Raw genomic sequence first — 25,086 nt, forward strand, 5'->3', positions numbered from 1 at the left:
GATAAGGCTCACCCAAGGGAAAATCTATGTCATGCAAAGGAATATTTGAGTTGTTGGTTTTTTTGGCAGTAGCGAGCATTGCAGCGTGATCGGTGCAAGGCTGCGCAGCAATATCCCAGGGCTCGCTTTCCCGAGAAACCGATCGAAAAAGTGTCCTACGAATTGGACCAGAGAAAATCGTGTCCCAACAGGAGACAAGAGATGAATAGATACTTGCCACTGGCCCTCGCGGCGGCCGTGACTGCCTTCGCCGCACCATCGGCCATTGCTCAGACCGATCTGAGAATGGCGGTCGAAACTCCGCCTGGCGATCCCCTGAACGTCATGCTCTCGACATTTCGAGACGAGATCGAAGCTGCCGGCGGTTTCACACCGGATTACTACGAGAGCGGTGCGCTCGGCGACGAGGCCGCGCTGACCGAGCTGCTCCGCGCCGGACAGGTGGACGTGGTGCCTATCGGGTCCGACGTGGTCGAACTCGACAGCAAGTTCGCCGTCTTCGACCTGCCGTTCCTGTTCGACGACAAGACCGTTGCCCGAGAGGCGCTCGACGGAGAGCTGGGCGAGATGCTTGCCACCTCCCTGCGCGAGACCAACGATTTGCAGGTGCTGGCCTTCGGCGAGCTCGGCTTCCGGGCGATCAGCAACTCCGTCCGCCCGATCAACACGCCCGAGGACCTCGAGGGGCTGAAGCTGCGCACCCCCGGATCACAGACCCGGATCATGGCCTTCGAGGCGCTCGGCGCGGCCCCGACGCCGATGGCGCTGGGAGAGGTCTACGTCGCCCTGCGACAGGGCGTGATCGACGGGCAGGAAAACCCGTTGTCGGTGGTCAAGGAATTCTCTTTCGACGAGGTGCAGGACTACGTCTCCCTGACCAATCACGTCTACACGCCGATTACGCTCGCCATGTCGGGCTCGACCTGGGATGAGCTGAGCGCCGAGGAACAGGAGACGGTGATGGCCGCCGCGCAAGCCGGCGCCGAGGCGACCCGAACGCTTTCGGACGAGAGCGATGCGTCCCTCGTCGCTGAATTCGAGGAAGCCGGGATGGAGGTGAACACCCCCGATATCGCCGCCTTCAAGGAGGCCGCGGCCCCGCTTCGCGCTGACTTTGCCGAGATCGTCGGCGAGGATTTCCTGAGCCAGGTCGAGAGCAGCCTCGAATGAATACCAACGACATCGCACAGAACGGGGGCCGCAAGGCTCCCGCTTTCGCCTATGACGGCTATGGCGAGCGGGCCCGTATCGGCCTGATCTTCATGGCCTCGTCGGTCGTCATGGAAAACGAGATGTGGGCGATGGCCCCGCGCGGGGTGTCGGTCCACACGACGCGCATCAAGCTGCCCAAGGTGAACGTCGAGGGCATCCAGGCGATGATGGATGCGCCGCAGCTCGAAGAGGCGGCGCGCCTTCTCGCCTCTGCCCCGATCGACGTGCTCTGCTTCGGCGGCACGTCGGGATCGTTCCTGCACGGCACCGCCTACGACGAAGCCCTGACCGCCAAACTGAAGAACTGGGCACCGGGCATCGCCGTGAACACGGCCTCGACCGGCTCTCTCGCAGCGCTGAAGGCATTGGACGTCGGGCCCGTGGTCCTGGCCACGCCCTACGTGGACGCGGTCCACGAACGGGCGATCCGGTGGTTGGGCGAGAATGGGCACGAGGTGCTCGCCTCCGACAATCTCCGCATCGACGAGGACCAGGCGCTGGCCGAGGTGCCGCTAGAGAAGATTTTCGACATGGTCTGCGCGATGGATCACCCGGACGCCGAGGCGGTCTTCATCAGCTGCACCAATTTCCGCTCTGCCGCCGTGATCGGCGCACTTGAAGAAGAGCTGGGAAAACCGGTGGTGAGCGCGGTTCAGGCGTCCTTCTGGCACGCCCTGAGACTCGCGGGGGTCGAGGACGACTGTCCTGACTACGGACGGCTCTTCCGCTGCGGTCTGCCGGGGGTCGGGGCATGATCGGGGCCAAGCGCTTTTTCTCCGGCACGACCGGCCGGGCGCCGCTACCGCCGGTCCTGAGCCACGCGCTCGAGGTGCTGGCGGCAGGGTTGATGGCAATCATCACGCTGCTTGTGCTGGCCAATGCGCTTGGCCGCTATCTCTTCAGCTCGCCACTGCCCTGGACCGAAGAGGCGGTGATCTCGGTGATGATCTGGATCGCGTCCGTCGGCCTGCTGCTGGGGGCGATGCGCGGCACGCTGATTACCTGCGACGTGCTGGTCCTGCGACTGCCGCCGGCCGGGCGGCGCTGTCTGGAGGGGGCCTGCGGCATTGTCGGGGCCGCGGCGCTCGGCTTCTTCGCCTGGCAGATCCGGGGCTACCTCGGCCTCTTCGGCGGAGATGTTTCACCGATCCTGCGGCTCCCCAAGGGCCTGGGCATCTCGGCGCTCATGGTCTCGATGGCGGGGATAGCGCTGGTCCTGATCTGGCGGGCCATACGCGCTGCCCTTCGGGCGGTCCGGCCATGATGGGACTGGCCCTCTGGACCATCGCGACGCTGTGCGTTCTGGCGCTCGCGGGCTTTCCGATCATCGTGGCGCTGGCCAGTTCGGTGATGTTCTTCCTCACCTTCTCCGGCGGCTGGATGCTGGCAATGCCGCAACAGACGCTGACCGGTCTGTCCGACGCCATTCTCGTCACGCTGCCGCTTTTCATCCTGGCAGGCGGTATCATGAACGCGGGCGGTATCGCCGACCGGCTGTTTGCCTTTGCGGGCGCGCTCCTCGGCTGGATGCGGGGTGGCCTTGCGCATGTGAACGTGGGGGTGAGCCTCATGTTCGGCGGGATGATCGGCACCTCGGTCGCCGATCTTGCTGGCAGCGGGTCGGTGGTGATCCCCAAGATGAAAGCCGCGGGCTACCCTGGACCCTTCGCCGCGGCTCTGACGGCGACGACCTCGGGGGTCGGCGTGCTGGTCCCCCCGTCATCGCCGATGATCCTCTATTCGGCGGTGACCGGCACCTCCCTCGGCGCATTGTTTCTTGCCGGTGCAGTGCCCGGCCTGCTGATGGCGCTTGTACTCATGGGCACCGTCGCGATCCTCGCGCGCAAGCACGGCTGGAAACCGGCGCAAGGCTTCACCTGGGGCGAGCTTCTGCGGACGGGCCGCGCGGCGGTCCTGCCGATGGGGATGCCGGCACTGATCCTCGGCGGGCTGGTTTTCGGTCTCTTCACACCCTCCGAAGCAGGCGCGTTCGCGGTCGCCTACGCCCTCTTCCTGTCGATGGCGGTGTACCGCAGCCTTGACCTCAAGGGCCTCTACCGGGTCGCCGTCGATGCCGCGATCCTGACCGGTGAGGTGCTGATGGTGGTCGGGCTTTCGACCGCCCTCGGGTGGGCGTTGTCCCAGGCCCGCGTGCCGGTGGCGCTGGCCGATCTAATGACTGTCCTGTTCCCGTTCGAGGCCGTCTTCCTTCAGGTTCTGGCCCTGCTGCTCCTGGCCCTGATCGCTGGGATGATCCTCGACCCGCTGATCCCGATGATCATGCCCGTTCTGCTTCCGTCGTTGATGGCGCTGGACGTGGACCTTGTACATTTCGGGGTTCTGATGGTGGTGACCGTGGCGATTGGCCAGGTGACGCCACCCGTTGCCCTGGCGCTGCTTGTCGCCGCGCGCATCGGGCAGGAGGAGGTGGTTGCCGTCACCAAGGCCAACATGCCCTTCCTCGCGACGCTGATTGGGTTCCTGCTGCTCCTGGTCCTCGTGCCTTCAATCTCGCTCTGGCTTCCGGGGCTGTTGCAACGGTGATGGCGGCACCGTGTTGCAGACCATTCGTCGAGTGTTTCGAGCCGGGAGCGAACCACGGCGCCGCCGGGTTGCCAAATGGAAGGAACGTTTTCTGCAGCCAGATCTGAACGCTGCCCCTGTGGCATCGGTGACCGGGCCGTGACGTATTTCCCGACGTCCAGCCGTTGCAGAAACGAATTCGCCGCGCGCGTTGGCGTTGTTGCGGACCTGCGTTCGCACGGCGCCAACCGGATCATGTCGGGGTGCGGCCAGATCAGCAGCGCACCCCGCTTGCACTGCTGATCCTGGCGGCTACCGGATGTGAAACCCGCCGCTTGAAGGAGAGCAGACCTCATGATGGAGGAAGGTGGGGTCAGATAGACAGCTCCTATCCAAACCATGCAATGCCGGCTTCGAGAACCGACGCGAGAGATCGACACCCCGCAGAGACCTGCGGGGTGTCGATCACGTAGCCGCCTAGAGCGTCCCTTGGTTCATCTCGCTCGCAATGTGCTCGGCTTGACGTATCGCAAGTGCAACGATCGTGAGCGTTGGGTTCTCGGCCGCGCCAGTGGTGAACTGAGATCCGTCCGAAACATAGAGGTTCGGCACGTCATGCGCCCGGCCGTTGCGGTTCACGACACCGTCTTCGGGCCGCTCCGACATGCGGTTTGTTCCGAGGTTGTGCGTAGAGGGATAGGGCGGTGTCGGCAGGGTCCGCGTCGCACCGACCGCATCGTAGATCGCCGCGCCCTGTCTGTAGGCATGATCCCGCATCGCCTTGTCGTTCGGGTGGTCGCTGTAATTCACGTTCGCGACCTTGAGACCGAACCGATCCTCGGCATCCGAGAGCGTAACGCGGTTGCTTTCCTGCGGCATGTCCTCGCCCACGATCCACATCCCAGCCATGTTCTCGTAGCTGTCGAGCGCCGTGGTGAACTCGCGGCCCCATGCGCCCGGATCAAGGAACGCGGCCATGAATGGCAGACCAAGCGACAGCGTCTCGAGTTCGTAGCCACCGACGAAACCGCGCGACGGATCGTGCCGCGCCTCGTCCTGCACGATGCCGGCCATGGTCGTGCCGCGATACATGTGCACGGGCTTCTCGAAGATTCCGTAGACCGACCCGGTCAGGTGCCGCATGTAGTTCCTGCCGACCATCCCGGAGCTGTTGGCGAGGCCGTCGGGGAACATGGAGGAATGCGAGTTGAGCAGCAGGCGCGGGCTTTCGAAAGAATTGCCGGCCACGCAGACGACGCGCGCGCGCTGCATCTGCAACTCCCCGGCTTCGTCGAAGTACTCGACACCGGTCACCTTGCCGCTGGCGTCGTGCAGGATCCGTGCGACGTGAGCCTTTTCACGGACTTCGAGGTAGCCCGTGGCCTCGCCGGCTGGAATGTCCGTGTACGCCGCCGACCACTTGGCGCCCCACTTGCAGCCCTGGAAACAGAACCCGGTCTGCTGGCAGGCCATCCGTCCGGCGCGCTCCTGGCTGTTGATCGCCATCCGGCCGGTGTGGACCTCCTTGTAGCCGATCTTCTTCGCGCCGGCTTCGAACACCTTGAAGTTGTTGTTGCCGGGTAGGCCGGGGATGCCGTTGGTGCGCGTCACGCCAAGCTTGTCCTCGGCACGCGTATAGAACGGCGCCATCTCGTCTGCGTCGATCGGCCAGTCCAGAAGGTTCGCGCCCTCCACCTCGCCATAGCTCGAGCGGGCTTTCCATTCGTGCGGTTGAAAGCGGAGCGACGCGCCCGCCCAGTGGGTGGTTGTGCCGCCAACCGCCTTCACGATCCACGCCGGGAGGTTCGAGAAATCCTTGGCCACGCGCCAGTCGCCGGAGGTGGTGCGGGTGTCGGTCCAGGCGAGCTGACCAAAACTGGCCCACTCGTCGTTGACGTAATCGTCGGGCAGGTAGCGTCCGCCCGCCTCGAGCGCGACGACGCTCACGCCCTTCTGCGCGAGCTCGTTGGCCAGGACGCCACCGCCCGCGCCCGTGCCGATGATGACGACCACGTTGTCGTCGGTGAGTTCGAACGGTGCAACCATGTCAGTCTCCTCCCGCCTCAGATCCACGTGATGTCGTCGAAGCCGCGGTGCATGTAGCCGCCCTTTGAATACGACTCGCCCTGATAGCCGAAGATCGGCCACACCTCTTTCTGGTTGTAGAGGCCGGTGACGAGCCCGCCGCGCACGCGCTGGAAGAACTCGGTCTCCTGAATGCCGCGCAGGATGGCGACGCGGTCGGCCTCCCAGCCGACGTTCAGATAGCTGTCGAACCCCGCGGCACGCGATGTCTCCTCAAGCACCTCGATGCCGTCTTGTGCAAAATCGACCTCTTCGGGGACGTCGTAGCCCTTCATCGCGGCCGCGTAGTACTGATCCCCGATCCTGTCGTGGGGATAGATGTCGCGCGCCATCCGGACGAGGGTGGCGAAGCTCTCGGGCTTCATCGCGTCCATTTCCGTCGCCCACGCCCCATCGTGGCCGGCGACGAAGCCGGAACCGACGACGAGCCCGGCACCGGCCGCGACACCGCGCGACAGAAGCTGGCGACGCGTCAGCGTTTTCAGAGACCGTGTCTCGATCATGTTGGGCTCTCCTCCCTTGGGTGATGTTCGGCCCCGCGGCTCCTCTTCCGCGTTCGGGCCGGGACGTCCTCACGTCATTTGAAGCGTCCGCTTCGCTCCAGCACTTCGATCTGGTAGCCGTCGGGGTCCGCGACGAAGAAGAAACGGCCGACCAGCGTGCCGCCCGGGGCGAATTCCACGAGTTTGCGCGGTGCCAGCCCCTCGCGCTCGAAGCGCGCATGCTCGGCGTCGAGATCCTCGACCGACACGGCCAGATGGCCGTAGCCGTCGCCGAGGTCGTAGGGCTCGGTCCGGTCCTTGTTGACCGTGAACTCGACCTCGAAGTCCGATTCCGCGTTCGACATGTAGACGAGCGTGAAATCGTCGAAGTCGAGCCGGTCCGCGACCTCCAGACCGAAAGCCTTCCGGTAGAATGCGACGGAGCGCTCCTCGTCGAGTACCCGGATCATGCTGTGTATGGCCTTCGCCATGCTTCCTCCTGTGGCGTGATAGGCTCACAGGATAGGCAAACCGGCCCCGGTCAGGGGTAGTAGACGGATACTACACGAGCGCGCCTTTGGTCGTATGTCACTCCGCCGCGACGGCGAGGCCGGAGGCCGACGACTGACCGAGATGAATCAGGCAGGTCGTGCGCAGAAGCGAGGTGAAGTTCTCGGGCTCTCCGCGCAGTTCCAGAACTTCGGCATGCAGCGTCGACAGAAAGCAGGGCGTGGAGACACCTTCACCGGCGGCGATCTCGTCGAGCGTATCCCAGAACGCGTTTTCGAGCCTGATGCTCGTGCTCTGCCCGTTGAGACGGAGCCGCCGTGTGGTCGAGGCGTAGCGTACGGGATCTTGTCCCGCGAAGACTTGACACATGGTAGACCCCCCATCGTCTGCATTGCCCAAGCAAGCAGATACCAATCTTCTTCCAAGAAGCTTCCACGACAGTAACGAATGGTCAATTGCTACCAGCCCCGCCGGTCTCGTGCGTCTGACTGTCGAAAGCCGGCCCGACGGTCTTGACGACGGCGGCGCCCACAGCATGGCGAGGCGCGAGATCGCAGCCGGTCTCGGCGTCAGCCACAATACGGCCCGACGAAACTGCGAAGCAATTCGTCAGAAGACGGCGCCACGCGCAGAGGCGAACTCGGCGCGCTAGCGCTGCGCCGAACGTCGCAGACCTGGCAGGCGAACACGGCGTTTCGCCGCATGGCGGGACCGGAGCGCATGCAGCGAAGTGCGGGACAGACCGGTTGGTGGGCAGGATCGCCGCATTTGCGGCGGCTTTCGTGCTGATGCACGAGGCAGGTTCCGCAGGGCGCGCCGTTCCACGAGTTCCCGACGGAACGCGCCGTCTCAGCGGGTCCTCTCCGATCCGCCGAGGTCCGGAGGACAGGCCCGGACAGGCTCGAGAACGCCAACCTCGCGCTGGACTTCCTTGCGGCGCAGGTGGCGGGCGGATCCCCCGCCCTGAGATCCGAGGTGCCGAAATCCTCGCCAACCTCCCGACCATCGCCGGCACGGACCCTTCGCGCGGCTCGGGGCTCCGGGCCGATATCGAGGCCATCTCCGTGTCTGGCGTGTTCGCATGTTCCGTTGTCACCGCGGGGGTGAGCCGCCGCCCCGCCCCGGCACGGCACGGCACCGGGATCTGGTGCGCGCGTAAGCGAGACTCCGACATCCGCCCCTCAGGCAAGCGTCGGACCGGCCCGGGCACCCGGGCCGGCGTGCGCCCCTTGGCTACGGCTTGTCGTCCAGCGCGATATAGAGATCGCCGCGCTCCCGGAACTTCTCGGCCATGCGCGCGAGACCGTCCTTCTGCGCCTCGGCACGGATGTCGTGGCTGATCCGCATCGAGCAGAACTTCGGACCGCACATGGAGCAGAAATGCGCAACCTTGTGGGCCTCTTTCGGCAGGGTCTCGTCGTGCATCGACCGCGCGGTTTCAGGGTCGAGCGAGAGGTTGAACTGATCCTCCCACCGGAACTCGAAGCGCGCCCGCGACAGCGCGTCGTCGCGGATCTGCGCCGCCGGATGTCCCTTGGCCAGGTCCGCCGCATGCGCCGCGATCTTGTAGGTGATCACGCCGGTCTTCACGTCGTCCCGGTCCGGCAGGCCCAGGTGCTCCTTGGGCGTCACGTAGCAGAGCATCGCCGTCCCGAACCAGCCGATCATCGCCGCCCCGATGCCGGAGGTGATATGATCGTAGCCCGGCGCGATGTCCGTGGTCAGCGGCCCCAGCGTGTAGAACGGGGCCTGGCCGCAATCGCGGAGCTGCTTGTCCATGTTCTCCTTGATCTTGTGCATCGGCACGTGGCCCGGCCCTTCGATCATCACCTGGCAATCCTTCGCCCAGGCGATCTGCGTCAGCTCTCCGAGGGTTTCCAACTCCGCAAACTGGGCCGCGTCGTTGGCATCCGCGATGGAGCCCGGCCGCAGCCCGTCCCCGAGCGAGAAGGAGACGTCATAGGCGCGCGCGATGTCGCATATCTCGTCGAAATGCTCGTAGAGGAAGCTCTCGCGGTGATGGTGCAGGCACCACTTGGCCATGATCGAGCCGCCCCGCGACACGATCCCCGTGACCCGGTCCACGGTCATCGGGATCATGTGCAGCCGCACCCCCGCGTGGATGGTGAAATAATCCACCCCCTGCTCGGCCTGTTCGATCAGCGTGTCGCGGAAGACCTCCCAGCTCAGATCCTCGGCGACGCCGCCGACCTTCTCGAGCGCCTGATAGAGCGGCACGGTCCCGATCGGCACCGGGCTGTTGCGGATGATCCAGTCGCGTATGTTGTGGATGTTGCGCCCCGTCGACAGGTCCATGACGGTGTCGGCGCCCCAACGGGTGGCCCAGACCATCTTTTGGACCTCTTCCGCCATCGAGGAGGTCACCGCCGAATTGCCGATATTGGCATTGATCTTGACGAGGAAGTTGCGCCCGATCGCCATGGGTTCGGCCTCGGGGTGGTTGATGTTGGAGGGGATGATCGCGCGCCCCCTCGCCACTTCATCACGCACGAAATCCGGCGTGATGAAATCAGGGATCTCGGCGCCGAAGCCCTCGCCGCCCCGCGAGAGCGCCTCCTTCGCGGCCGCCCGGCCGAGGTTCTCGCGGATGGCAACGAACTCCATCTCGGGCGTGACGATCCCCGCGCGGGCATAGGCCATCTGCGTGACCGCGCGGCCTTCCGTGGCGCGGCGCGGCCTGTTGCGCACCGGGAATCCGGGCGTCAGCCTCGTGCCTTCGGCAAAGCCGTTGTCCTCTGGCTTCGGGTCACGCCCGTCATAGGACTCGGTGTCGGCGCGCGCCGCGATCCAGTCCGCGCGCAGCCGCGGCAGGCCGCGGTCGATGGCGACCTCGGCCGCCGGATCCGTATAGGGGCCGGAACTGTCGTAGACGGTGACGGGCGGCTCGCCCGCCGTGGGATGGAGGTCGATCTCGCGCATCGGCACGCGGATCTCGGGGTGCAGCAGGCCCTTGTGCCAGACGCGGCGAGAGGCGGGCAGCGGGCCCGTGGTGACGGCCGGAGTGAGGTCTTTCATCGGTCGGAGCCTCCACAGCTCGAAGCGTTGGAGACCCAGTTCCGCGCTGAATGGAGAATACCGAACGCGACACGCCCGTGGCATATCGGGCCCCAGGCCCATGCAGTCGGTGCACCATCCCTACGCCAGTGTGAACTGGATCAGGTTCGTCGGGTCACTGCGCTGCATGCGCCAGCAGTATCTCAGCCCCTTGTCGGGACCCCCCGGGTGAGTGAAGCCAGACTGCGCGGCAACGTCGGGGCTTGTCAATATCCCCAAGGCGGTAAAGTCGGCCGCGGACGAATGCGGCGACCGCTCCTTGCACGGCAACACGATCAAGCCGCTTCCATTCGGCCCGGATGGGAGTTGGTGGAGGCGATGGAGGCCAGGAGCGCTCCGCCGCCGATCAGCGCGATACCCACGATGTCGACCGGACCGGGCCGGGCGCCGAAGATCGCGCCGCTCCAGAGCAACGCGAACACAAGATATCCGTTGTCGAAAAGCCCGATCACCGGCGCCGGCGCCGACTGGTACGCGCTGGCGACAAGCGCAGTGATGACGGCGAGCAAAACGCCCAGACCGATCAGCAACGCCCAGCCCGACGCCGCCAGTTTCGGCCAGACCGACAGCAGGAAACCTGCGTCGTCATGGCCGCCAAGCCACGACAGTGCGGCCAGGAGACCGAAACCCGCCAGCACGAGCACGAGGTTGAGGTTCAGCGCCATCGCAATCGCCGGCACATCGCGGCAGCGGCCCTGCGTGATGACGGCCGCAAGGGCATAGAGAAAGCCCGCCAACAATGGCAGACCGACAAGCGGCGACACGTCGTCCATTCCCGGCCGCAGGATCGTCAAGACGCCGGCAAGACCCAGCAGGATCGCAAGCCCCCCGCGCGCGCCAATGCGTGTCCCGAGCAGCGTCGACGACAGCAGCGCCATCCACATCGGCGCGGTGTAGTAGCAGGCCGCCGCGATGGAGAAGGGCAGCCCGGGCAATCCGGCGTAATAGCAGCCCCACATCAGGGCCAGGCAAAAGCTGCGCAGCCACACCCAGCCATTGACGCCCCTCCCCCTGCCCGCCCGAGAGCACAAGCGAAGGACGGCGCCGAGGCACAGGACGGCCACTGCGGACCGGACTGTGAGAACCTGCCCCAGCGACAGCGCCCCGTTGTTCAGCTTCACCAGCGCATCGGACAACGACAGCAGCAGGACCCCGGCGGTGATTGCGCCGATCCCCGAAATCTGCGCAGGAGGATGCCGCCAGAACGAACGAATTGATGTCATGAGCGCATGTGATCACTCGAAACTGCCTGCATAAAATGATAATCGTGGAGAAATACATGAGTTCAGCGCATGCAAAACGATGATGTCCAGCTCACCCGGCTACGCCCGTTCGAGGCCGCCGCCCGGCTGGAGAGCTTCACCCGCGCCGCCGATGAACTGGGACTGACGCAGACCGCCGTCAGCCGCCAGATCGGACAACTCGAGGCAGAGCTGGGCCTCCGCCTCTTCGAGCGCCGGAACCGCGCCGTGTTCCTGACCGACGAAGGTCGGCGGCTGGGGCGGGTCGTCGGTGACGCGCTCGCGGCCATCCGGTCCGAAGTCGCCAGCCTGCGGGGCAGCCGCGCGCCGGGCACCGTCGTGCTGCGCTGCCAGCTTTGCGAGGCGTTCTACTGGCTGATGCCGCGCCTGTCCCGCTTCCATGCCCGCCACCCTGACGTGCAGCTTCAGCTCGTCAGCGCGATAGCGCCGCTCACGCAAGCCACCGAACCCTTCGATGTCGCTCTGCAGACCACGGGCCGTGCCTCGGGTGCGGCGCGGCTGCTCTTCACGGCGGCGGATTCGATCTTTCCGGTCTGCGCCCCGTCACTGCTGGCCGATCACCCCGGTCCGCTTGCCCCTGCGTCGCTTCTCGAGCTGCCGCTCCTGTCGCACCGCGTCACGCCGCAGGACTGGTTCGACTGGCCGGACTGGCTCGCAACGGCCGGGCTCCCCCACACCTCCCGGCTGCGGAAGGTGTCGTTCGACAGCTATCCGCTCGTCCTGCAAGCCGCGGTCGCCGGACAAGGCGTCGCACTTGGCTGGAACAGAACGGTCGCCGGACTGATCGAGGACGGCAAGCTGCGAGCCGCGTGCAATCTGTCGGTCGACAGGCCGAGCGAAATCTCGGTCTTTCGAGGCTCCCGGCGCGGCAGCCATGCCGCCGTGGACAGCCTCATCGCATGGCTGAAGGCGGAACTGGCCTGACGTATCGCTTCCCGGCACAGGTCCCCGACAGCCGCCAGGGGGATTCAGGCCCCGGCCTGCCGGTGCTCGCGAAGGATCGTGAACACGCCGCTGGCGATGATGATCGCCGCGCCGACGACGGTCATCGCGTCGGGGCTGTCGCGCCAGATCAGCCATCCGAAGAGCGTGGCCCAAAGAAGGGCCGTGTAATCCAAAGGCGCCACCACCACCGCCGGAGCGATGCGGAAGGCCTGTGTCATCATCGTCATGCCGGCGGTGCCGAACAAGGCGATTCCGGCGAACAGCCAGAGGTCGCCGGCGCGGACCGGAACCCAGACGAAGGGCACGACCAGCGCACTCAGCAACGCCCCGGCCCCGGTAAGGTAGACAAGCAGGGTCCAAACGCTCTCGCGGCGATCCACCCAACGGGCGCTGAGCATCAGCAGGGCGTAGACAAGCGCCGTCGCGACCGGCAGCAGCGAGACTGGCTGAAACGCCGCTCCGCCCGGCCGGATGACCACGAGCACCCCGACAAACCCCGCCAGTACCGCCAGCCAGCGCCGCCAACCGACCTCCTCCCCCAGGAAGAGCCCGGAAATCAGGGTGATGAAGAACGGGGCGCCGAAGATCAGCGCGGTGGCCTCGGCCAACCCGAGATAGATGAAGCTGGTGAAGAACATCATCGCGGCCACGACCCAGAGCGCACCGCGCAGCAGATGGGCAAGCGGCCGGTGCGAGCGCAGGGCCGATGGACCGCCCATGACCAATGTGATGGCGATGGTGACGGGCAGCGCGATCAGGTTGCGAAGGAACAGGATCTGAAGCGGGGAATACCCGGCGGTCAGCGTCTTCGCGATCGCATCATTGGCGCTCAGACACGCCACCCCGAAGCACATCAGCAAGATGCCCTGCGTATGAGGCCCGACTGCGCCGGAGGCTGCGGTGTTCATTCTCGTCGTCCCCCTGCGGTCCTAGTCCGCCGCCACCTGGATGGGCGCGCCGGCCTCGCGTTGCCACCGCATGCGCCGGCAGCCGCAACAGATCGAAGCTACCTCCCTGCGTCTATGTTATGCAGAGATCACGGTCTTCTTCTTGCTTTCTTGCTGGAAAATCGCCTGAAATCAGCAAAAGACAGCGAGAAAATGCCGATCAAGGGGGGATCTCATGCACGACATCGACGACGTGGACCGCCGCATTCTGCGGGTCATGCAGTCGGACGGAACGCTCTCGGTCACGGAAATCGCCGAACGGATCGGTCTGTCACAGTCCCCCTGCTCGCGGCGCGTCTCCCGGCTTACGGAGACCCGGATCATTCTCGGAAAGACGGTGATCCTCGATCGCAAGAAACTCGGCTTCAACGCCATCGTCCTTGTGCGTATCAAGCTGACCTCCCACGGCCGAAAATCCTTCGACCAGTTCCAGCGGGCCGTGCTGCGCATTCCCGAGGTGCAGGTGGTGCAGCTCATGCTGGGCGACTACGATTTCAACGTGCGCGTCGTCGTGCGGGACATGGATCATTTTCACACGCTGCTGCGGGACCAGATCGTCTTGCTGCCCGGGGTTCAGGAGATCCAGAGTTCCGTCCTGCTCGACGAACTGAAATACACCACGCAGCTTCCTCTCTAGGACAAGCGGCGCCTGGCAGATGCCCGGGGTGGCGCGGACACGGCCATCTAGGCCGCCGCTGCCTCCTGCAGCGGCATCGCCGCGGCGGTCTCCTCGGCCAGCCGGGCCTTCAGCGCGGCCACACGCGGTCCCGCTGCCAGCACGGCGCGCGAAGAGGTCGGCACCACGCGCGGTCCGGCGGCGCCGAAGAGCTTCGCGAGATCGTCCATGGTCGCACCCTGCTGGCCGAGGCCCGGCACCAGGAAGAGCGCGTTGGGCAAGCGCTGTACGGTTCGGGCCGCTTCGGCGCCGAGCGTGGCGCCGATTACCGCGCCGACCGGACCGACCCCGCCCGGAGCAAGCTGCGCGTTCCGCTCGCGCATCGCGTCCGCCACACGGTCGGCCAGCGGCAGCCCGCCCATATCCGCCGATTGAAGCGCCGAACCCTCGGGATTGGAGGAGCGCACCACCACGAAGGTACCGCCGCCGACCTCCTGGGCGCGCTCGAACACCGGCCCGAGCGCGCCCAGACCCAGATAGGTGTTGAGCGTGACCGCATCCGCGTCGAACCCGCCCGGACCGAGCCAGGCCCGCGCATAGGCGGCGCTGGAGGTGCCGATATCGCCGCGCTTGGCGTCGGCGATGACAAGGAGACCGCGCGCCCGTGCGCCCGAGATCAGTCGTCCGAGTTCTGCCATGCCGGCCGGGCCGAATGCCTCGAAGAAGGCCACCTGCGGCTTGACCACCGCGACGCTGCCCTCCGCCGCCTCGAGCGCGATTGACACGAAGTCGGCCAGACCGGCCACGCTCACCGGCAGGCCCCAGTCCCGCAACACCTGCGGCGAGGGGTCCATTCCCATGCAGAAGCCCGAGCGCCGCGCCGCGAGATCGGCGAACCGCTCTGCAAACGTCGCGGGCGCGGCGGCCTCGCGCGCCGGCGGCTCCAGCCGCGCAAGATCGTACACCACCGCGTTGAGCGCGCGCAGCGCTTCGGCGGCATCCCCGCTCTGCCAGGCGGCATCGAGTCGCCGGCAGCCGGTTTCGAACAGCGCCAGAATCTCGGGCCCCGGCGCCGGGTGGACGGCACCGGCCTCCCGTGCCGCCGCGCCGAGGGCGAGGTAGGCAGCCGCCCGGTCCGGATCGCCCGCGGCGAGGCCCGGCGCCATCCGCACCAGACGGTCGAGCGCGGCCTGATCTCCCGCCGCGAGAGTGTCGATCATCCTGTCGAACATGCGCTGTCGTCCCCGTTCTCCACCGGCCCCGGCCCGTCCGGCGACACCTGCCCTAAGCCACGCCGGCCCGGCAGGCAACGCCGTGTCCGCGCGGCGGAGCGCGGCGCCCGACGCAAGTGGCAGGAGAAAACGGCGACGCGTGCCGGCATCACGTTCGGGTGAACGGATATGTCCCGCCCGGGGCAAGCGACTTCACGCGATGGGCCAGCGTCGGGCCGCAAGTCTCTGATCGGAATGAGCATCCCGGCAAGTCAGGGCGGACAACTCACCGGACCGGCGCCGCCTCCCTGCGCAATACGCGCATTGCCGTGTCATTTCCGGCGTTTAACGTGCCCGTGCGTCAACGACACACAGGGAGCACAGCCATGATCCGCAGCACCGCCTTCGTCGCGGCCCTCGCCATCGCCACCCCCGCCGTCGCGCAGGATTTCGACGGCCCCCTCAAGGGCCGTCAGGGCATGTTCCAGATCCTTGCGATCAACCTCGGCATTATCGGCGACATGGCCAAGGGCGAGACCGAGTACGACGCCGAGCAGGCGCAAATGGCCGCCGACAACCTCGTCGCGATAACCTCGATCAATCCGCTGCCGCTCTTCCCGGAAGGCTCGGACAACGAAGCCCTCGACGGCACACGCGCGCTGCCGGCGATCTGGGAGAACGTCGACGATCTCGGCGCGAAATGGGCAGATCTGGGCGAGGCCGCCGCCGGCATGCAGGAGGTCGCGGGCAACGGCCGCGAGGCGCTCGGGCCCGCGCTCGGCCCTGTGGGCAATGCCTGCAAGAACTGCCATGACGAGTATCGCGCGTCGCCCGAGTGATGCGCAAACTGCTGATACCGCTCGCCGCGCTGATCGTCCTGATCGGCGCGGCTGGCCTCTGGCTGACCCGCGCGCAGCCCGTGGACGCGGCCCGTTTCGAGGGGCTCGAAGGCGATGCCGCCGCCGGCGAGACGGTGTTCATCGCCGCCGGCTGCGCCTCCTGCCACCACGCGCCGGAGGCCGAGGGCGAGGCCGAGCTGGTGCTCGCCGGCGGCCAGCGATTCCCGTCGGAGTTCGGCACCTTCGTTGCGCCCAACATCTCGCCGTCGTCCGAGGGGATCGGCGACTGGACCCTGGCGGACTTCGCCGGTGCGCTGACGCGGGGCGTGTCGCCCGAGGGGACGCATTATTATCCGGCCTTTCCCTACACCGCCTATACGCGGATGGCGGATGCGGACATCGCCGACCTCTGGGCCTACATGCGAACCCTGCCGGCGGACCCGACGCCGAGCGCCGCGCACGAGGTGGGCTTTCCCTTCAACATCCGCCGGGGCCTCGGCCTCTGGAATACGCTCTACCTCTCGGAGGATTGGGTGATGCCGGCCGATACTGCGGAACTGGAGCGCGGTCGCTACCTCGTGGAGGTGCTGGCGCATTGCGGCGAGTGCCACACGCCGCGCGGGGCGCTGGGCGGGCTCGACACCGGCGACTGGCTCGGCGGCGCCGCGAACCCGGCCGGAGACGGACGCATCCCGTCGCTCAGGCCGGGGGCGCTCGACTGGTCGGCGAACGACATCGCCTATTACCTCGAATCGGGGTTCACTCCGGCCTATGACAGCGTCGGCGGACACATGGTCGCTGTGGTGGACAATTTCGCGCAGCTGCCGGCGGGGGATCGCGCGGCAGTCGCGGCCTATCTCAAGGCGCTGCCGGAGGGGTGAGGCGCGCGGGTGCGCCGGCTGCGCGACCGCAAGGTCGGGAGCGGGGGCCAGCCCCCGCACCCCCGGGATATTTTCGGGCAGATGAAGGCCCGTAGGCGCCCCTGATCGACGCTGGACGCCCGGCGGGCGGGGGTCAGGAGGCGCCGGCCTTTTCTTCGAGGGCGAGCCATTCCTCTTCGGCGGCGGCGAGTTTTGCCTCGCGTTCGGACAGCGCCTCGGTCGCCTTGCGGAACTTGACCGGTTCGCGGTCGTAAAGATCGGGATCGGTCAGGAGCGCGTTTAGCTTGGCGAGCTCCGCCTCGAGCCGTTCGATCACCGAGGGCAGTTCCTCAAGCCGGTGACGCTCGGTGAAACTGAGCCCGGAGGTGGCGCCCCCTTTCCGTTTGCCGGCGGACGCGGCGCCGGGTTTCTGAGTCTTGCGCGGCTCTGCCGGGGCGGCGGCGGGCTGGCGCTGACTTTGGTAATCGGACCAGCCGCCGGGAAAGACAGTGGCGCGGCCATCGCCTTCCATCGCCACAGTCGCGGTGGCGACGCGGTCGAGGAAATCGCGGTCGTGGCTGATGAGGAGCACCGTGCCGTCGTACTCGCCGAGCAGATCCTGCAACAGATCCAGCGTCTCCACGTCGAGATCGTTGGTCGGCTCGTCGAGGACCAGAAGGTTCGATTCGGCCGCCATGATCCGCGCCAGCAGCAGCCGCGCCTTCTCCCCGCCCGAGAGCGAGCGCACTGGCGCGCGAGCCTGGCGTTCGTCGAAGAGGAAATCCTTGAGATAGGCGACGACGTGCTTGGGCTCTCCGCGCACCAGCACCTGATCGGCCTTGCCGGAGACGCGCATCTCGGGATCGCCGGTGAGATTCTCCCAGAGCGTAGCATTCTCGTCGAGCCGGGCGCGGGCCTGGTCGAAGATCGCCGGCACGAGGTTGGTGCCGAGCGTGACCGTCCCGGAATCGGGCGCGACCTCGCCGGTGAGCATCTTGATCAGCGTGGTCTTGCCGACGCCGTTCGGGCCGACGAAGGCGATGCGGTCGCCGCGGAGCACGCGCAGGGAGAAGTCGCTGCAGATCGTCTTTTGGTCGTAGCGTTTCGAGAGGCCCTCGGCCTCGATCACCCGCTTGCCCGAGGTCGGGCCGGAGGCCAGATCCATCGCCGCGGTGCCCTGCCGGCGGGTCATGTTCGCGCGTTCGGCGCGCAGGTCCCGCAGTGCCCGCACGCGGCCCTGGTTGCGCTTGCGCCGGGCGCTGATGCCCTCGACGGCCCACCGCGCCTCGGCCTTGATCTTGCGGTCCATCTTGTGGCGCTGCTGGTCCTCCTCGTCCCAGACCTTGTCGCGCCAGGCCTCGAAATGGGCGAACCCCTGTTCCTGCCGGCGCACCGCGCCGCGGTCGATCCAGAGGGTCGCGCGCGTGAGCTCCGACAGGAAGCGCCGGTCGTGCGAAATCAGTACGAACGCCTTGCGGGTTGCCTTGAGCTCGCGCTCGAGCCAGCCGATCGCCTCGATGTCGAGGTGGTTGGTCGGCTCGTCGAGCAGCATCAGGTCGGGATCCTCGGCCATCAGCCGGGCAAGCGCGGCGCGCCGACGCTCGCCGCCCGAGGCGGCGGCGACGGGTTTGGCGGGATCGAACTTCAGACCCTCGGACGCGGCCTCGATCCGGTAGGCCTCCGACGGATCGAGCGTCGCGGCGGCGAAATCGCCGAGCGTCTCGAAGCCGGAGAGGTCCGGGTCCTGCTCCATGTAGCCGACGCCGGCGCCGGGCGGCACGACGCGGTCGCCGCGGTCCGGCTCCACGAGGCCGGCCATGACTTTCATCAGCGTCGACTTGCCCGATCCGTTGCGCCCCACGAGCGCCACGCGGTCGCCGGGCTGGACGACGAGGCTCAGCGCGTCGAAGACCGGCGCGCCGCCGAAGGTGAGGGAGATGTCGGAAAGCTGCAGGAGCGGGGGTTGGGCCATGTGCGGGCGCTACCCCGCGGCCGCGGCGGCGTCAACAATCGTGCGAAGCGCGCCCGGGTGAGGAAGCTCGCACGGGCTCGAGGGACTATCCGGCGACGGCCCGAAGCAAACGCTTGCGAGCCGGGGGGATACGGCCGATCTCGACCCCGGTGAAGACGTGCAGCGTGTTCATGTCCGGATCGACCACGGCATGATCGCTGACCCAGCCGCCCATCATCAGATAGCTGCGCAGAAGCGGCGGCATGCCCAGCATCGCCTTTTTCGCATCGGGCGCGCGCCGCAGCCCCTGCCCGAAGCGGAAAACGTCCGGCGCCTTGACCTGCGGCAGCCAGCGTGACGGCCCGAGATGGCACGCCTTCAGCATCGCGAAGGCGTCCACATGGGCGCCCCAGTCCGTTCCCGCGAAGGAGGCGCAGCCGAACAGCATCTCCACCCCCTCGCGGTCCACATAGGCGGTCATCGCGCCCCAGGCGACGCGCAGCACGTCGGCGTCGTGCACCTCCGGGTGGATGCAGAATCGGCCGAGCTCCAGCAGCGGGCCATCGAAATCCTGCAGGCCCGACAGCTCGTAGAACTGTGCGGCATAGGAGCGCTGGATCTCCGCGCCGCCGTTGATCGGCAGCAGCCGGAAGCAACCGACCAGCCGTCCGCCGGAGCGCTCCTCGACGAGAACATGGAGGCAGAGCGGGTCGAATCCGTCCCTGTCCAGACCGTCCGCCGTTCCGCGAAAGCAGAGGTGCCGCAGCCGCTGCGCCGCGGCCACGTCGCTTGCGGTCCCGGCCATCCGGACGCGGTAGCGCCCCTTGATGAGGTCCAGCATGGCTTGCCCCCGTCTGGCCGGTCCGGACACTCGTTCCACGTCCGCGCCTGTGCTACGCCATCGCGAGAGGCGCAGGGCGGCTGGCCGTGCGGCGTGCCGGGCTCAGTTCCGGTTCGCCAGATCCGACAGCTGCAGCCCGCCGATATTGCCGAACAGACGACGGATGAAACCGATATCGCTGTCGGCGTTGTCGGTCACGCGCCGGGTGATCGGCACCACGCGTCCGTCCTCCAGCCCGTAGCGCTCCACCCCCTGCACGACGCCGCCGGGATCGAACGAGATCGCCACGACCTGGCGCTGCACGACTTCCGGGCGCTGCCAGGCGAATGAGCGCATGCGGCTCGATACCCAGTAATAGCCGCGGTCGGCCAGCATGCTTTCGGAGGTCGGCACGCCGACGACATCTTCGACCGTCGCGCGCGTGTCGATTCCAGGCACGATGCGGGCCAGCTCCTCCTCGGGCGGGATGTAGCCGTGATTGCGGTACTGCGCGGTGCAGCCCGAAAACGCGGCAACCGCCAGCGCCATCACCGCGACTGTGCGCATGTTCGCTGTCACACCCCTGCCCCGCATCCTGTCCCCTTGTCATCGGCTGCGTCCGACTTTTATTGCGGATATACAAGGACGCAGGATCAATCAAGTAAAGGAAACCCGACCCGCCCATGGTCTCCGACACCCCCTCCAGCGGTCCGTTCCGCACGGCCGACCTGCCGCAAAGACGGCCAATCGCGTTCTCTGTCGTCCCCGACGCTTCCGCGCGCGACGCGCTCGCGACGGAACTCGGCCTTCTTGGGCTGCGCAAGCTCACGTTCGACGGCGAAATCCGGCCGGTCGGAAAGCGCGGCTTCCACCTCACCGGCCGACTCGGCGCCACGCTGGTGCAGGAATGCGTGGTCACGCTCGCCCCCGTCACCACGCGGATCGAGACCGAGGTCGCCCGCGCCTATGTGCCGCCTTCCGAACTTGAACCCGCCGAGGCCGGCGCCGAGGTCGAGATGCCCGAGGACGAAACGCTCGAGCCCCTGGGCGAGGAGATCGCACCCGAGGCGGTGATGCACGAGGCGCTTGCGCTGGCGGTGCCGGAATATCCGCGCGCCGCGGAGGCCGAGTTCGAGGGCCGCACCGCCGAACCCGACGGCGCCGCGCCGATCCGCGATGCCGATCTCAAGCCCTTTGCCGGGCTGGAAGCGCTGCGCGGCCGGCTCACCGGCGGCGACAGCGGCGGCGGAGACGCCTGACGGACCGGCCCTGGCACGATTTCGGCGGGAAATCGTCTTGTCATTTGCGATTTGCTGCGTATGTTCGCGCCCTCACGAGAGATTCAGGGTTGTCACCGCCCCTCTCTGGGCACTATGTGCGCGGTGATTTCCGACATTCACGGGGGGATCGTGCGCGGCCCGTTGCCGCAGGCGCCCCGCCCTCAGACAGCACCGAGGTTGAGACATGGCCGTCCAACAGAACAAAGTATCGAAATCGCGCCGCAACAACCGCCGTGCGCATGACGGGCTCCGGGGCGCGAACCCCAATGAGTGCGGCAATTGCGGCGAGCTGAAGCGCCCGCATCACGTCTGCCCCTCCTGCGGCCACTACGCCGAGCGTGAGGTCATCGCCGCCGGCGACGAGATCGACCTGGACGACGACGCCGCCTGATCAGAGTGCCCGGTAGGCCCGCGCCATGACCTCTCGGCCAAGACCCGACGCGGCGGCTGCGGGCTCCGGCCCCGTGGTGATTTCTGTCGATGCGATGGGGGGCGACCGCGGTCCGGCGGCCGTGATCGCCGGCATCGCCAATTCGGCGCAGAAAAATCCCGACATCCGCTTCATCCTGCATGGCGACGAGGCGGAGTTGCGGCGGCTGGCGGCGAAACGGCTCTACGCCCGTCATCTTGACGGTCGCTGCACCTTCGTGAACGCGACCGAGATCGTCACGATGGAGGACAAGCCGAGCCAGGTGATGCGTCGCGGCCAGGGCACCTCCATGTGGTCGGCGCTCGAATCGGTGCGCAACAAGGAGGCGACCGTCGCGGTGAGTTGCGGCAATACCGGCGCGCTCATGGCGCTGTCGATGGTCCGCCTGCGCAAACTGCCGGGGGTGAATCGCCCGGCCATCGCCGTGCTCTGGCCCTCGCGCAATCCGCAGAAATTCAACGTCATGCTCGATGTCGGCGCCGATATCCGCGCCGAGGCCGAAGACCTTCTGCAATACGCGCTGATGGGCGCCTCCTACGCGCGCAACGGTCTCGCGCTCTCGCGTCCGCGGGTCGGTCTTCTCAACGTCGGCACCGAAGAGCACAAGGGCCGGCCCGAGCTGCGCAGCGCCCACGATCTCATCGAAGCGGCCGCAGGCGACACGTTCGATTTCGTCGGTTTCGTCGAGGGCGGCGACATCCCAGGTGAGCGCTGCGACGTGATCGTCACGGACGGCTTCACCGGCAATGTCGCGCTCAAGACCGGCGAAGGCACGGCGAGCCTGATCGGCGACCTGCTGAAAGAGGCATTTGCATATACCCCGCTCTCGCGCATCGCCTCGCTCCTGGCGCTGACGTCGATGCGCCGCCTGAAGAAGCGGATCGACCCGCGGCGAGTGAACGGCGGGGTGTTCCTGGGGCTGAACGGCACCGTCGTGAAATCGCACGGATCCGCTGATTCGACCGGCGTGTCGGCGGCGGTGAAGCTGGCCTTCCGCCTGGCCCAGTCTGGCTTTTCCGACAGGATTGCGGCACGGGTTGCATCCGCCGCCGAGCAGACACAGGATGCCGTCGCGGCGTATGAATCTGCACACGCCGCGAAGGACGGAACCAACCCATGACGCTACGCGCGGTCGTCGCCGGATGCGGCCACTATCTTCCGGACCGGGTCGTCGAGAACACCGAGTTCGAAAAAACCCTGGATACCACGGACGAATGGATCCGCGCACGCTCCGGAATCGAACGGCGCCATTTCGCGGCCGAGGGACAGACCACGTCTGACATGGCCGCCCGCGCCGCGCGCGCCGCCCTCACCGATGCCGGACGGGACGTCTCCGAAATCGACGCGATCATCGTCGCCACCTCCACGCCGGACCTCACCTTCCCCTCGGCCGCGACCATGGTGCAGGCCGAGCTCGGCATGACCAACGGCTTCGCATTCGACGTGCAGGCGGTCTGCGCCGGCTTCGTCTACGCGCTGTCGAACGCCTCCGCCCTGATTGCCTCGGACCAGGCGCGGCGCGTACTGGTGATCGGGGCGGAAACCTTCAGCCGCATCATGGACTGGAGCGACCGGTCGACCTGCGTGCTGTTCGGCGACGGCGCCGGCGCGCTGGTGCTGGAAGCCGCCGAGGGGGACGGCACACCCGCCGACCGCGGCATTCTCGCCACCGACCTGCATTCCGACGGGCGGCACCGCGACATCCTCTATGTCGACGGTGGCGTGTCCACGCAATCGACCGGCCATTTGCGCATGCAGGGGCGCGAGGTCTTCCGCCACGCGGTGGAAAAGCTCGCCTCGACCGCCGAGGCAGCGATGGAAAAAGCGGGGGTGCGCGCGGACGAGATCGACTGGGTCGTGCCGCACCAGGCCAATATCCGCATCATTCAGGGCACCGCGAAGAAGCTGGGACTGAGCATGGAGCGGGTTGTGGTCACCGTGCAGGACCACGGCAACACCTCGGCCGCGTCGATCCCGCTGGCGCTGTCGGTGGGCGCCGCCCGCGGCCAGGTCCAGCGCGGCGATCTCATCGTCACCGAAGCGATAGGCGGCGGGCTCGCCTGGGGCGCGGTGGTGCTGCGCTGGTAACGGAGCGCCTTTGGCAGCTTGCGGGAACGAGGGGCCAGCCCCTCGCGCTCCCCGGGATATTTCCGGGCAGATGAATTCAGGTCGCTGCGTGCGCTGGGTCGGACGCCCTTTGTCCGGCCAGGATCGCAGGTAGATCGTGCCCGATTTGCGCGCATGCCGACGTGCACTCCAAGGTCGTTTCGCAACCCGTTGATATTGACTCGGAAATGCGCCGCGTTCACTCTTCGGCAAAACCGGGAGGGACGGATGGGCGAAAAGACACTCACGCGCATGGATCTGAGCGAGGCGGTGTTTCGCGAGGTCGGACTGTCACGCAACGAAAGCGCCGAACTCGTGGAGTCGGTGCTGACGCACATGTCGGATGCGCTGGTCGAGGGCGAGCAGGTGAAGATCTCCTCCTTCGGCACCTTCTCGGTACGCGACAAGGCTGCCCGGGTGGGCCGCAACCCGAAAACCGGCGAGGAAGTCCCCATACAGCCCCGCCGGGTCCTGACCTTCCGGCCCTCGCATCTGATGAAAGAGCGCGTGGCGGCCGGCAACAAGGCCTGAGGCCGACGGCATGGCGAAGTCCCCCGACGCGTTCCGCACCATCAGCGAAGTCGCGGAATGGCTCGATACTCCGGCGCATGTCCTGCGTTTCTGGGAAAGCAAGTTCACCCAGGTGAAGCCGGTCAAACGTGCCGGAGGGCGGCGCTATTATCGGCCCGCCGACATGGAACTGCTCGGCGGCATCAAGAAGCTGCTGCACGACGACGGCATGACCATCAAGGGTGTGCAGAAAATGCTGTCGGACAAGGGCGTGAAGGCTGTCGCGGCGCTTTCTCCTGCCGTGGACGGGCCCGACATCGAGGCGGTGACGGCCAGACCTGATCCGGAAGAGGCGCGTGCCCGTGAGGTCGACACGCCCACGGAGCGTGGCGAGGCGGAACGTTCGGCCACGGAGGAAACCACGCCGGCCGCGGCCGGCGAGGGCACCGCGGTCGAGGAGGCCGGGGCGCTTGCCGACAAATCGGTCCGGACCGCGCCGGAACCGATGCGCGAGGCCGGGGAGGCCGCGGGCGATGGCGCATCGGACGCGTCCGGAGCGGCCGAGCCGGCACTTGATCCGGGCGCCCTGCCCGAGCCACCGGCCGATCCGCGCCCCGAGCTGGATGTCGCGGCGACGGCGCGCGATCACGCCGATGCGCCGGCGCCGGATATCGACACCGATGAGACCAGCGGAGAGGAAACCGGCGCGGACAGGCCCCCGCTCCCGGTGACCGGTCTCGATGTCGGGACCGGCACCGATACATCCCCCGAGGCCGCCGATTCCGGCGACGATGGCGCGCGCGCCTCCGACGGCCTGCCATCCGCTGAGAGCGACGAAGCGGCCACGGGCTTTGCCGTTGCGCCCGAAGCGCCGGCCGTGGGCGAGCCCGGTGCAGAGGCGCTCGACACGTCACAGGGCGACCTCTTTCCCGTCGCCGCGGGCCACGTGCCGTCCTTCCTGAGCACGCCCCTGTCCGAGCGCCCCGGAGCCGGTGACGAGGCGGGGAGCGCGGACGACACACCCCCGCCGGCGCCGCCCGCGGAGCACACCGAGGTCGACACAGGGATCGCCGCGGCCGACCTGACCGGTCCGGCGGAACCTTTCGAGACCGAGGCCGGGCACGCCGCCGAATCCGGCACCGGCAGGCCCGCCGCGATCCCGGGAGACACCGCGGAGACCCCGCACGACCCCGTGGACGCCCGGGAAGAAGCGGCCTCCCCGGCGATCGCGGCCGCGCCCGACAGGCCCCAGCCCGAGGATCTGCCGCCGCCGCCCGGGCCTCTCTTCCACGTGGCGCGGATCAACCGCCTGACGGCCGCGCAGGCGGCCCGGATCGCACCGCTTGTAGAGCGGCTCAGCGCGTTCCGCGACCGCTAGGACGATGAACCGGGAGCAGCGTGAACGGCGTGCCGATTTTCCGC

At 67.4% G+C, this 25,086-nt stretch carries 25 protein-coding genes and 1 riboswitch; of the genes, 14 read left to right on the plus strand and 11 right to left on the minus strand.

The features are described 5' to 3' along the window. Nucleotides 1–201 precede the first annotated feature (201 nt). Genes F3H57_RS09175 through F3H57_RS09190 form a run of 4 tightly spaced genes read left to right on the plus strand, consistent with a single transcriptional unit; the run spans nucleotide 202 to nucleotide 3,756 of the window. A complete protein-coding gene (locus F3H57_RS09175) occupies nucleotides 202–1,170 on the plus strand; it encodes a TRAP transporter substrate-binding protein (RefSeq protein ID WP_149755608.1) in 969 nt (322 codons plus the stop codon). Further along, entirely contained in the window at nucleotides 1,167–1,967 is an 801-nt protein-coding gene (locus tag F3H57_RS09180) for a maleate cis-trans isomerase family protein (protein ID WP_149755609.1), read from the plus strand. Before F3H57_RS09175 ends, F3H57_RS09180 begins: the two co-directional genes overlap by 4 nt. Continuing rightward, nucleotides 1,964–2,476, plus strand: a complete 513-nt coding sequence (locus tag F3H57_RS09185) for a TRAP transporter small permease (RefSeq protein ID WP_149755610.1) — start codon at nucleotides 1,964–1,966, stop codon at nucleotides 2,474–2,476. Before F3H57_RS09180 ends, F3H57_RS09185 begins: the two co-directional genes overlap by 4 nt. After that, the gene (locus F3H57_RS09190; protein ID WP_223163025.1) at nucleotides 2,473–3,756 is read left to right on the plus strand and encodes a TRAP transporter large permease; all 1,284 of its coding nucleotides are present in this window, start codon (nucleotides 2,473–2,475) and stop codon (nucleotides 3,754–3,756) included. The genes F3H57_RS09185 and F3H57_RS09190 overlap by 4 nt, the downstream gene beginning before the upstream one ends. Nucleotides 3,757–4,212: 456 nt before the next feature. On the opposite strand, the gene F3H57_RS09195 is transcribed toward F3H57_RS09190, so the two are convergent. The 6 genes from F3H57_RS09195 to F3H57_RS09225 all read right to left on the minus strand — a co-directional run bounded on the left by F3H57_RS09195 (nucleotide 4,213) and on the right by F3H57_RS09225 (nucleotide 11,008). Further along, nucleotides 4,213–5,781, minus strand: a complete 1,569-nt coding sequence (locus F3H57_RS09195; RefSeq protein ID WP_149755611.1) for a GMC family oxidoreductase — start codon at nucleotides 5,779–5,781, stop codon at nucleotides 4,213–4,215. A 17-nt stretch (nucleotides 5,782–5,798) separates the two neighbouring features. Beyond that, a complete protein-coding gene (locus F3H57_RS09200) occupies nucleotides 5,799–6,323 on the minus strand; it encodes a Twin-arginine translocation pathway signal (RefSeq protein ID WP_149755612.1) in 525 nt (174 codons plus the stop codon). Nucleotides 6,324–6,397: 74 nt separating this feature from the next. Next, the gene (locus F3H57_RS09205) at nucleotides 6,398–6,793 is read right to left on the minus strand and encodes a VOC family protein (protein ID WP_149755613.1); all 396 of its coding nucleotides are present in this window, start codon (nucleotides 6,791–6,793) and stop codon (nucleotides 6,398–6,400) included. Nucleotides 6,794–6,890: 97 nt separating this feature from the next. Further along, on the minus strand, nucleotides 6,891–7,181 hold the full coding sequence (locus tag F3H57_RS09210; RefSeq protein ID WP_149755614.1) for a ribbon-helix-helix domain-containing protein: 291 nt from the start codon (nucleotides 7,179–7,181) through the stop codon (nucleotides 6,891–6,893). An 864-nt stretch (nucleotides 7,182–8,045) separates the two neighbouring features. Then, nucleotides 8,046–9,848, minus strand: coding sequence for a phosphomethylpyrimidine synthase ThiC (gene thiC, locus F3H57_RS09220; RefSeq protein ID WP_149755615.1), 1,803 nt, complete (start codon nucleotides 9,846–9,848; stop codon nucleotides 8,046–8,048). A 99-nt stretch (nucleotides 9,849–9,947) separates the two neighbouring features. Next, nucleotides 9,948–10,064: riboswitch (TPP riboswitch) on the minus strand. 98 nt (nucleotides 10,065–10,162) lie between these two features. Beyond that, complete coding sequence (locus tag F3H57_RS09225) at nucleotides 10,163–11,008, minus strand: DMT family transporter (RefSeq protein WP_223163026.1); 846 nt, start codon at nucleotides 11,006–11,008, stop codon at nucleotides 10,163–10,165. Between the two features lie 171 nt (nucleotides 11,009–11,179). Between F3H57_RS09225 and F3H57_RS09230 the strand changes: the two genes are divergently transcribed. Continuing rightward, nucleotides 11,180–12,073, plus strand: coding sequence for a LysR substrate-binding domain-containing protein (locus F3H57_RS09230; protein WP_149755617.1), 894 nt, complete (start codon nucleotides 11,180–11,182; stop codon nucleotides 12,071–12,073). 44 nt (nucleotides 12,074–12,117) lie between these two features. On the opposite strand, the gene F3H57_RS09235 is transcribed toward F3H57_RS09230, so the two are convergent. Then, complete coding sequence (locus F3H57_RS09235; RefSeq protein WP_149755618.1) at nucleotides 12,118–13,002, minus strand: DMT family transporter; 885 nt, start codon at nucleotides 13,000–13,002, stop codon at nucleotides 12,118–12,120. A gap of 214 nt (nucleotides 13,003–13,216) precedes the next feature. Between F3H57_RS09235 and F3H57_RS09240 the strand changes: the two genes are divergently transcribed. Beyond that, a complete protein-coding gene (locus F3H57_RS09240; protein ID WP_149755619.1) occupies nucleotides 13,217–13,678 on the plus strand; it encodes an Lrp/AsnC family transcriptional regulator in 462 nt (153 codons plus the stop codon). A 47-nt stretch (nucleotides 13,679–13,725) separates the two neighbouring features. On the opposite strand, the gene pyrF is transcribed toward F3H57_RS09240, so the two are convergent. Beyond that, nucleotides 13,726–14,889, minus strand: a complete 1,164-nt coding sequence (pyrF, locus tag F3H57_RS09245; RefSeq protein WP_223163027.1) for an orotidine-5'-phosphate decarboxylase — start codon at nucleotides 14,887–14,889, stop codon at nucleotides 13,726–13,728. 365 nt (nucleotides 14,890–15,254) lie between these two features. Between pyrF and F3H57_RS09250 the strand changes: the two genes are divergently transcribed. Further along, nucleotides 15,255–15,707, plus strand: coding sequence for a c-type cytochrome (locus tag F3H57_RS09250; protein WP_149755620.1), 453 nt, complete (start codon nucleotides 15,255–15,257; stop codon nucleotides 15,705–15,707). After that, nucleotides 15,707–16,588: a cytochrome c gene (locus tag F3H57_RS09255; RefSeq protein WP_149755621.1), complete on the plus strand. Its 882-nt coding sequence runs from the start codon at nucleotides 15,707–15,709 to the stop codon at nucleotides 16,586–16,588. The genes F3H57_RS09250 and F3H57_RS09255 overlap by 1 nt, the downstream gene beginning before the upstream one ends. Before the next feature lie 133 nt (nucleotides 16,589–16,721). On the opposite strand, the gene F3H57_RS09260 is transcribed toward F3H57_RS09255, so the two are convergent. The 3 genes from F3H57_RS09260 to F3H57_RS09270 all read right to left on the minus strand — a co-directional run bounded on the left by F3H57_RS09260 (nucleotide 16,722) and on the right by F3H57_RS09270 (nucleotide 19,905). Next, entirely contained in the window at nucleotides 16,722–18,539 is a 1,818-nt protein-coding gene (locus tag F3H57_RS09260) for an ABC-F family ATP-binding cassette domain-containing protein (RefSeq protein ID WP_149755622.1), read from the minus strand. A gap of 85 nt (nucleotides 18,540–18,624) precedes the next feature. Further along, nucleotides 18,625–19,359: a GNAT family N-acetyltransferase gene (locus F3H57_RS09265; protein ID WP_149755623.1), complete on the minus strand. Its 735-nt coding sequence runs from the start codon at nucleotides 19,357–19,359 to the stop codon at nucleotides 18,625–18,627. A 102-nt stretch (nucleotides 19,360–19,461) separates the two neighbouring features. Beyond that, a complete protein-coding gene (locus tag F3H57_RS09270) occupies nucleotides 19,462–19,905 on the minus strand; it encodes an outer membrane protein assembly factor BamE (RefSeq protein ID WP_149755624.1) in 444 nt (147 codons plus the stop codon). A 116-nt stretch (nucleotides 19,906–20,021) separates the two neighbouring features. Here F3H57_RS09270 and F3H57_RS09275 point away from each other — a divergent pair, with 116 nt between their 5' ends. The 6 genes from F3H57_RS09275 to F3H57_RS22515 all read left to right on the plus strand — a co-directional run bounded on the left by F3H57_RS09275 (nucleotide 20,022) and on the right by F3H57_RS22515 (nucleotide 25,042). After that, complete coding sequence (locus F3H57_RS09275; RefSeq protein ID WP_149755625.1) at nucleotides 20,022–20,597, plus strand: YceD family protein; 576 nt, start codon at nucleotides 20,022–20,024, stop codon at nucleotides 20,595–20,597. Between the two features lie 205 nt (nucleotides 20,598–20,802). Beyond that, the gene (gene rpmF, locus F3H57_RS09280) at nucleotides 20,803–21,009 is read left to right on the plus strand and encodes a 50S ribosomal protein L32 (protein ID WP_149755626.1); all 207 of its coding nucleotides are present in this window, start codon (nucleotides 20,803–20,805) and stop codon (nucleotides 21,007–21,009) included. 25 nt (nucleotides 21,010–21,034) lie between these two features. After that, nucleotides 21,035–22,168 (plus strand): phosphate acyltransferase PlsX, encoded by a 1,134-nt coding sequence (gene plsX / locus F3H57_RS09285; RefSeq protein ID WP_149755627.1) that lies wholly within the window; start codon nucleotides 21,035–21,037, stop codon nucleotides 22,166–22,168. Then, the gene (locus F3H57_RS09290; protein ID WP_149755628.1) at nucleotides 22,165–23,136 is read left to right on the plus strand and encodes a beta-ketoacyl-ACP synthase III; all 972 of its coding nucleotides are present in this window, start codon (nucleotides 22,165–22,167) and stop codon (nucleotides 23,134–23,136) included. Before plsX ends, F3H57_RS09290 begins: the two co-directional genes overlap by 4 nt. A 246-nt stretch (nucleotides 23,137–23,382) precedes the next feature. Next, on the plus strand, nucleotides 23,383–23,685 hold the full coding sequence (ihfA, locus tag F3H57_RS09295; RefSeq protein ID WP_149755629.1) for an integration host factor subunit alpha: 303 nt from the start codon (nucleotides 23,383–23,385) through the stop codon (nucleotides 23,683–23,685). A 10-nt stretch (nucleotides 23,686–23,695) separates the two neighbouring features. Beyond that, nucleotides 23,696–25,042 carry a MerR family transcriptional regulator gene (locus F3H57_RS22515; protein ID WP_223163028.1) on the plus strand — a complete coding sequence of 449 codons (1,347 nt, stop codon included), beginning with the start codon at nucleotides 23,696–23,698 and terminating at the stop codon, nucleotides 25,040–25,042. The last annotated feature ends 44 nt before the right edge of the window (nucleotides 25,043–25,086 follow it).

It is taken from the genome of Roseivivax sediminis, assembly GCF_900112685.1.
GTDB lineage: Bacteria > Pseudomonadota > Alphaproteobacteria > Rhodobacterales > Rhodobacteraceae > Roseivivax > Roseivivax sediminis.

What these genes read in the sequence shown, in the direction of transcription:
- F3H57_RS09175 (WP_149755608.1), top strand. Translation starts at nt 202, where the DNA reads ATGAATAGATACTTGCCACTGGCCCTCGCGGCGGCCGTGACTGCCTTC.
- F3H57_RS09180 (WP_149755609.1), top strand. Translation starts at nt 1,167, where the DNA reads ATGAATACCAACGACATCGCACAGAACGGGGGCCGCAAGGCTCCCGCT.
- F3H57_RS09185 (WP_149755610.1), top strand. Translation starts at nt 1,964, where the DNA reads ATGATCGGGGCCAAGCGCTTTTTCTCCGGCACGACCGGCCGGGCGCCG.
- F3H57_RS09190 (WP_223163025.1), top strand. Translation starts at nt 2,473, where the DNA reads ATGATGGGACTGGCCCTCTGGACCATCGCGACGCTGTGCGTTCTGGCG.
- F3H57_RS09195 (WP_149755611.1), bottom strand. Translation starts at nt 5,781, where the DNA reads ATGGTTGCACCGTTCGAACTCACCGACGACAACGTGGTCGTCATCATC.
- F3H57_RS09200 (WP_149755612.1), bottom strand. Translation starts at nt 6,323, where the DNA reads ATGATCGAGACACGGTCTCTGAAAACGCTGACGCGTCGCCAGCTTCTG.
- F3H57_RS09205 (WP_149755613.1), bottom strand. Translation starts at nt 6,793, where the DNA reads ATGGCGAAGGCCATACACAGCATGATCCGGGTACTCGACGAGGAGCGC.
- F3H57_RS09210 (WP_149755614.1), bottom strand. Translation starts at nt 7,181, where the DNA reads ATGTGTCAAGTCTTCGCGGGACAAGATCCCGTACGCTACGCCTCGACC.
- thiC (WP_149755615.1), bottom strand. Translation starts at nt 9,848, where the DNA reads ATGAAAGACCTCACTCCGGCCGTCACCACGGGCCCGCTGCCCGCCTCT.
- F3H57_RS09230 (WP_149755617.1), top strand. Translation starts at nt 11,180, where the DNA reads ATGCAAAACGATGATGTCCAGCTCACCCGGCTACGCCCGTTCGAGGCC.
- F3H57_RS09235 (WP_149755618.1), bottom strand. Translation starts at nt 13,002, where the DNA reads ATGAACACCGCAGCCTCCGGCGCAGTCGGGCCTCATACGCAGGGCATC.
- F3H57_RS09240 (WP_149755619.1), top strand. Translation starts at nt 13,217, where the DNA reads ATGCACGACATCGACGACGTGGACCGCCGCATTCTGCGGGTCATGCAG.
- pyrF (WP_223163027.1), bottom strand. Translation starts at nt 14,889, where the DNA reads ATGTTCGACAGGATGATCGACACTCTCGCGGCGGGAGATCAGGCCGCG.
- F3H57_RS09250 (WP_149755620.1), top strand. Translation starts at nt 15,255, where the DNA reads ATGATCCGCAGCACCGCCTTCGTCGCGGCCCTCGCCATCGCCACCCCC.
- F3H57_RS09255 (WP_149755621.1), top strand. Translation starts at nt 15,707, where the DNA reads ATGCGCAAACTGCTGATACCGCTCGCCGCGCTGATCGTCCTGATCGGC.
- F3H57_RS09260 (WP_149755622.1), bottom strand. Translation starts at nt 18,539, where the DNA reads ATGGCCCAACCCCCGCTCCTGCAGCTTTCCGACATCTCCCTCACCTTC.
- F3H57_RS09265 (WP_149755623.1), bottom strand. Translation starts at nt 19,359, where the DNA reads ATGCTGGACCTCATCAAGGGGCGCTACCGCGTCCGGATGGCCGGGACC.
- F3H57_RS09270 (WP_149755624.1), bottom strand. Translation starts at nt 19,905, where the DNA reads ATGCGCACAGTCGCGGTGATGGCGCTGGCGGTTGCCGCGTTTTCGGGC.
- F3H57_RS09275 (WP_149755625.1), top strand. Translation starts at nt 20,022, where the DNA reads ATGGTCTCCGACACCCCCTCCAGCGGTCCGTTCCGCACGGCCGACCTG.
- rpmF (WP_149755626.1), top strand. Translation starts at nt 20,803, where the DNA reads ATGGCCGTCCAACAGAACAAAGTATCGAAATCGCGCCGCAACAACCGC.
- plsX (WP_149755627.1), top strand. Translation starts at nt 21,035, where the DNA reads ATGACCTCTCGGCCAAGACCCGACGCGGCGGCTGCGGGCTCCGGCCCC.
- F3H57_RS09290 (WP_149755628.1), top strand. Translation starts at nt 22,165, where the DNA reads ATGACGCTACGCGCGGTCGTCGCCGGATGCGGCCACTATCTTCCGGAC.
- ihfA (WP_149755629.1), top strand. Translation starts at nt 23,383, where the DNA reads ATGGGCGAAAAGACACTCACGCGCATGGATCTGAGCGAGGCGGTGTTT.
- F3H57_RS22515 (WP_223163028.1), top strand. Translation starts at nt 23,696, where the DNA reads ATGGCGAAGTCCCCCGACGCGTTCCGCACCATCAGCGAAGTCGCGGAA.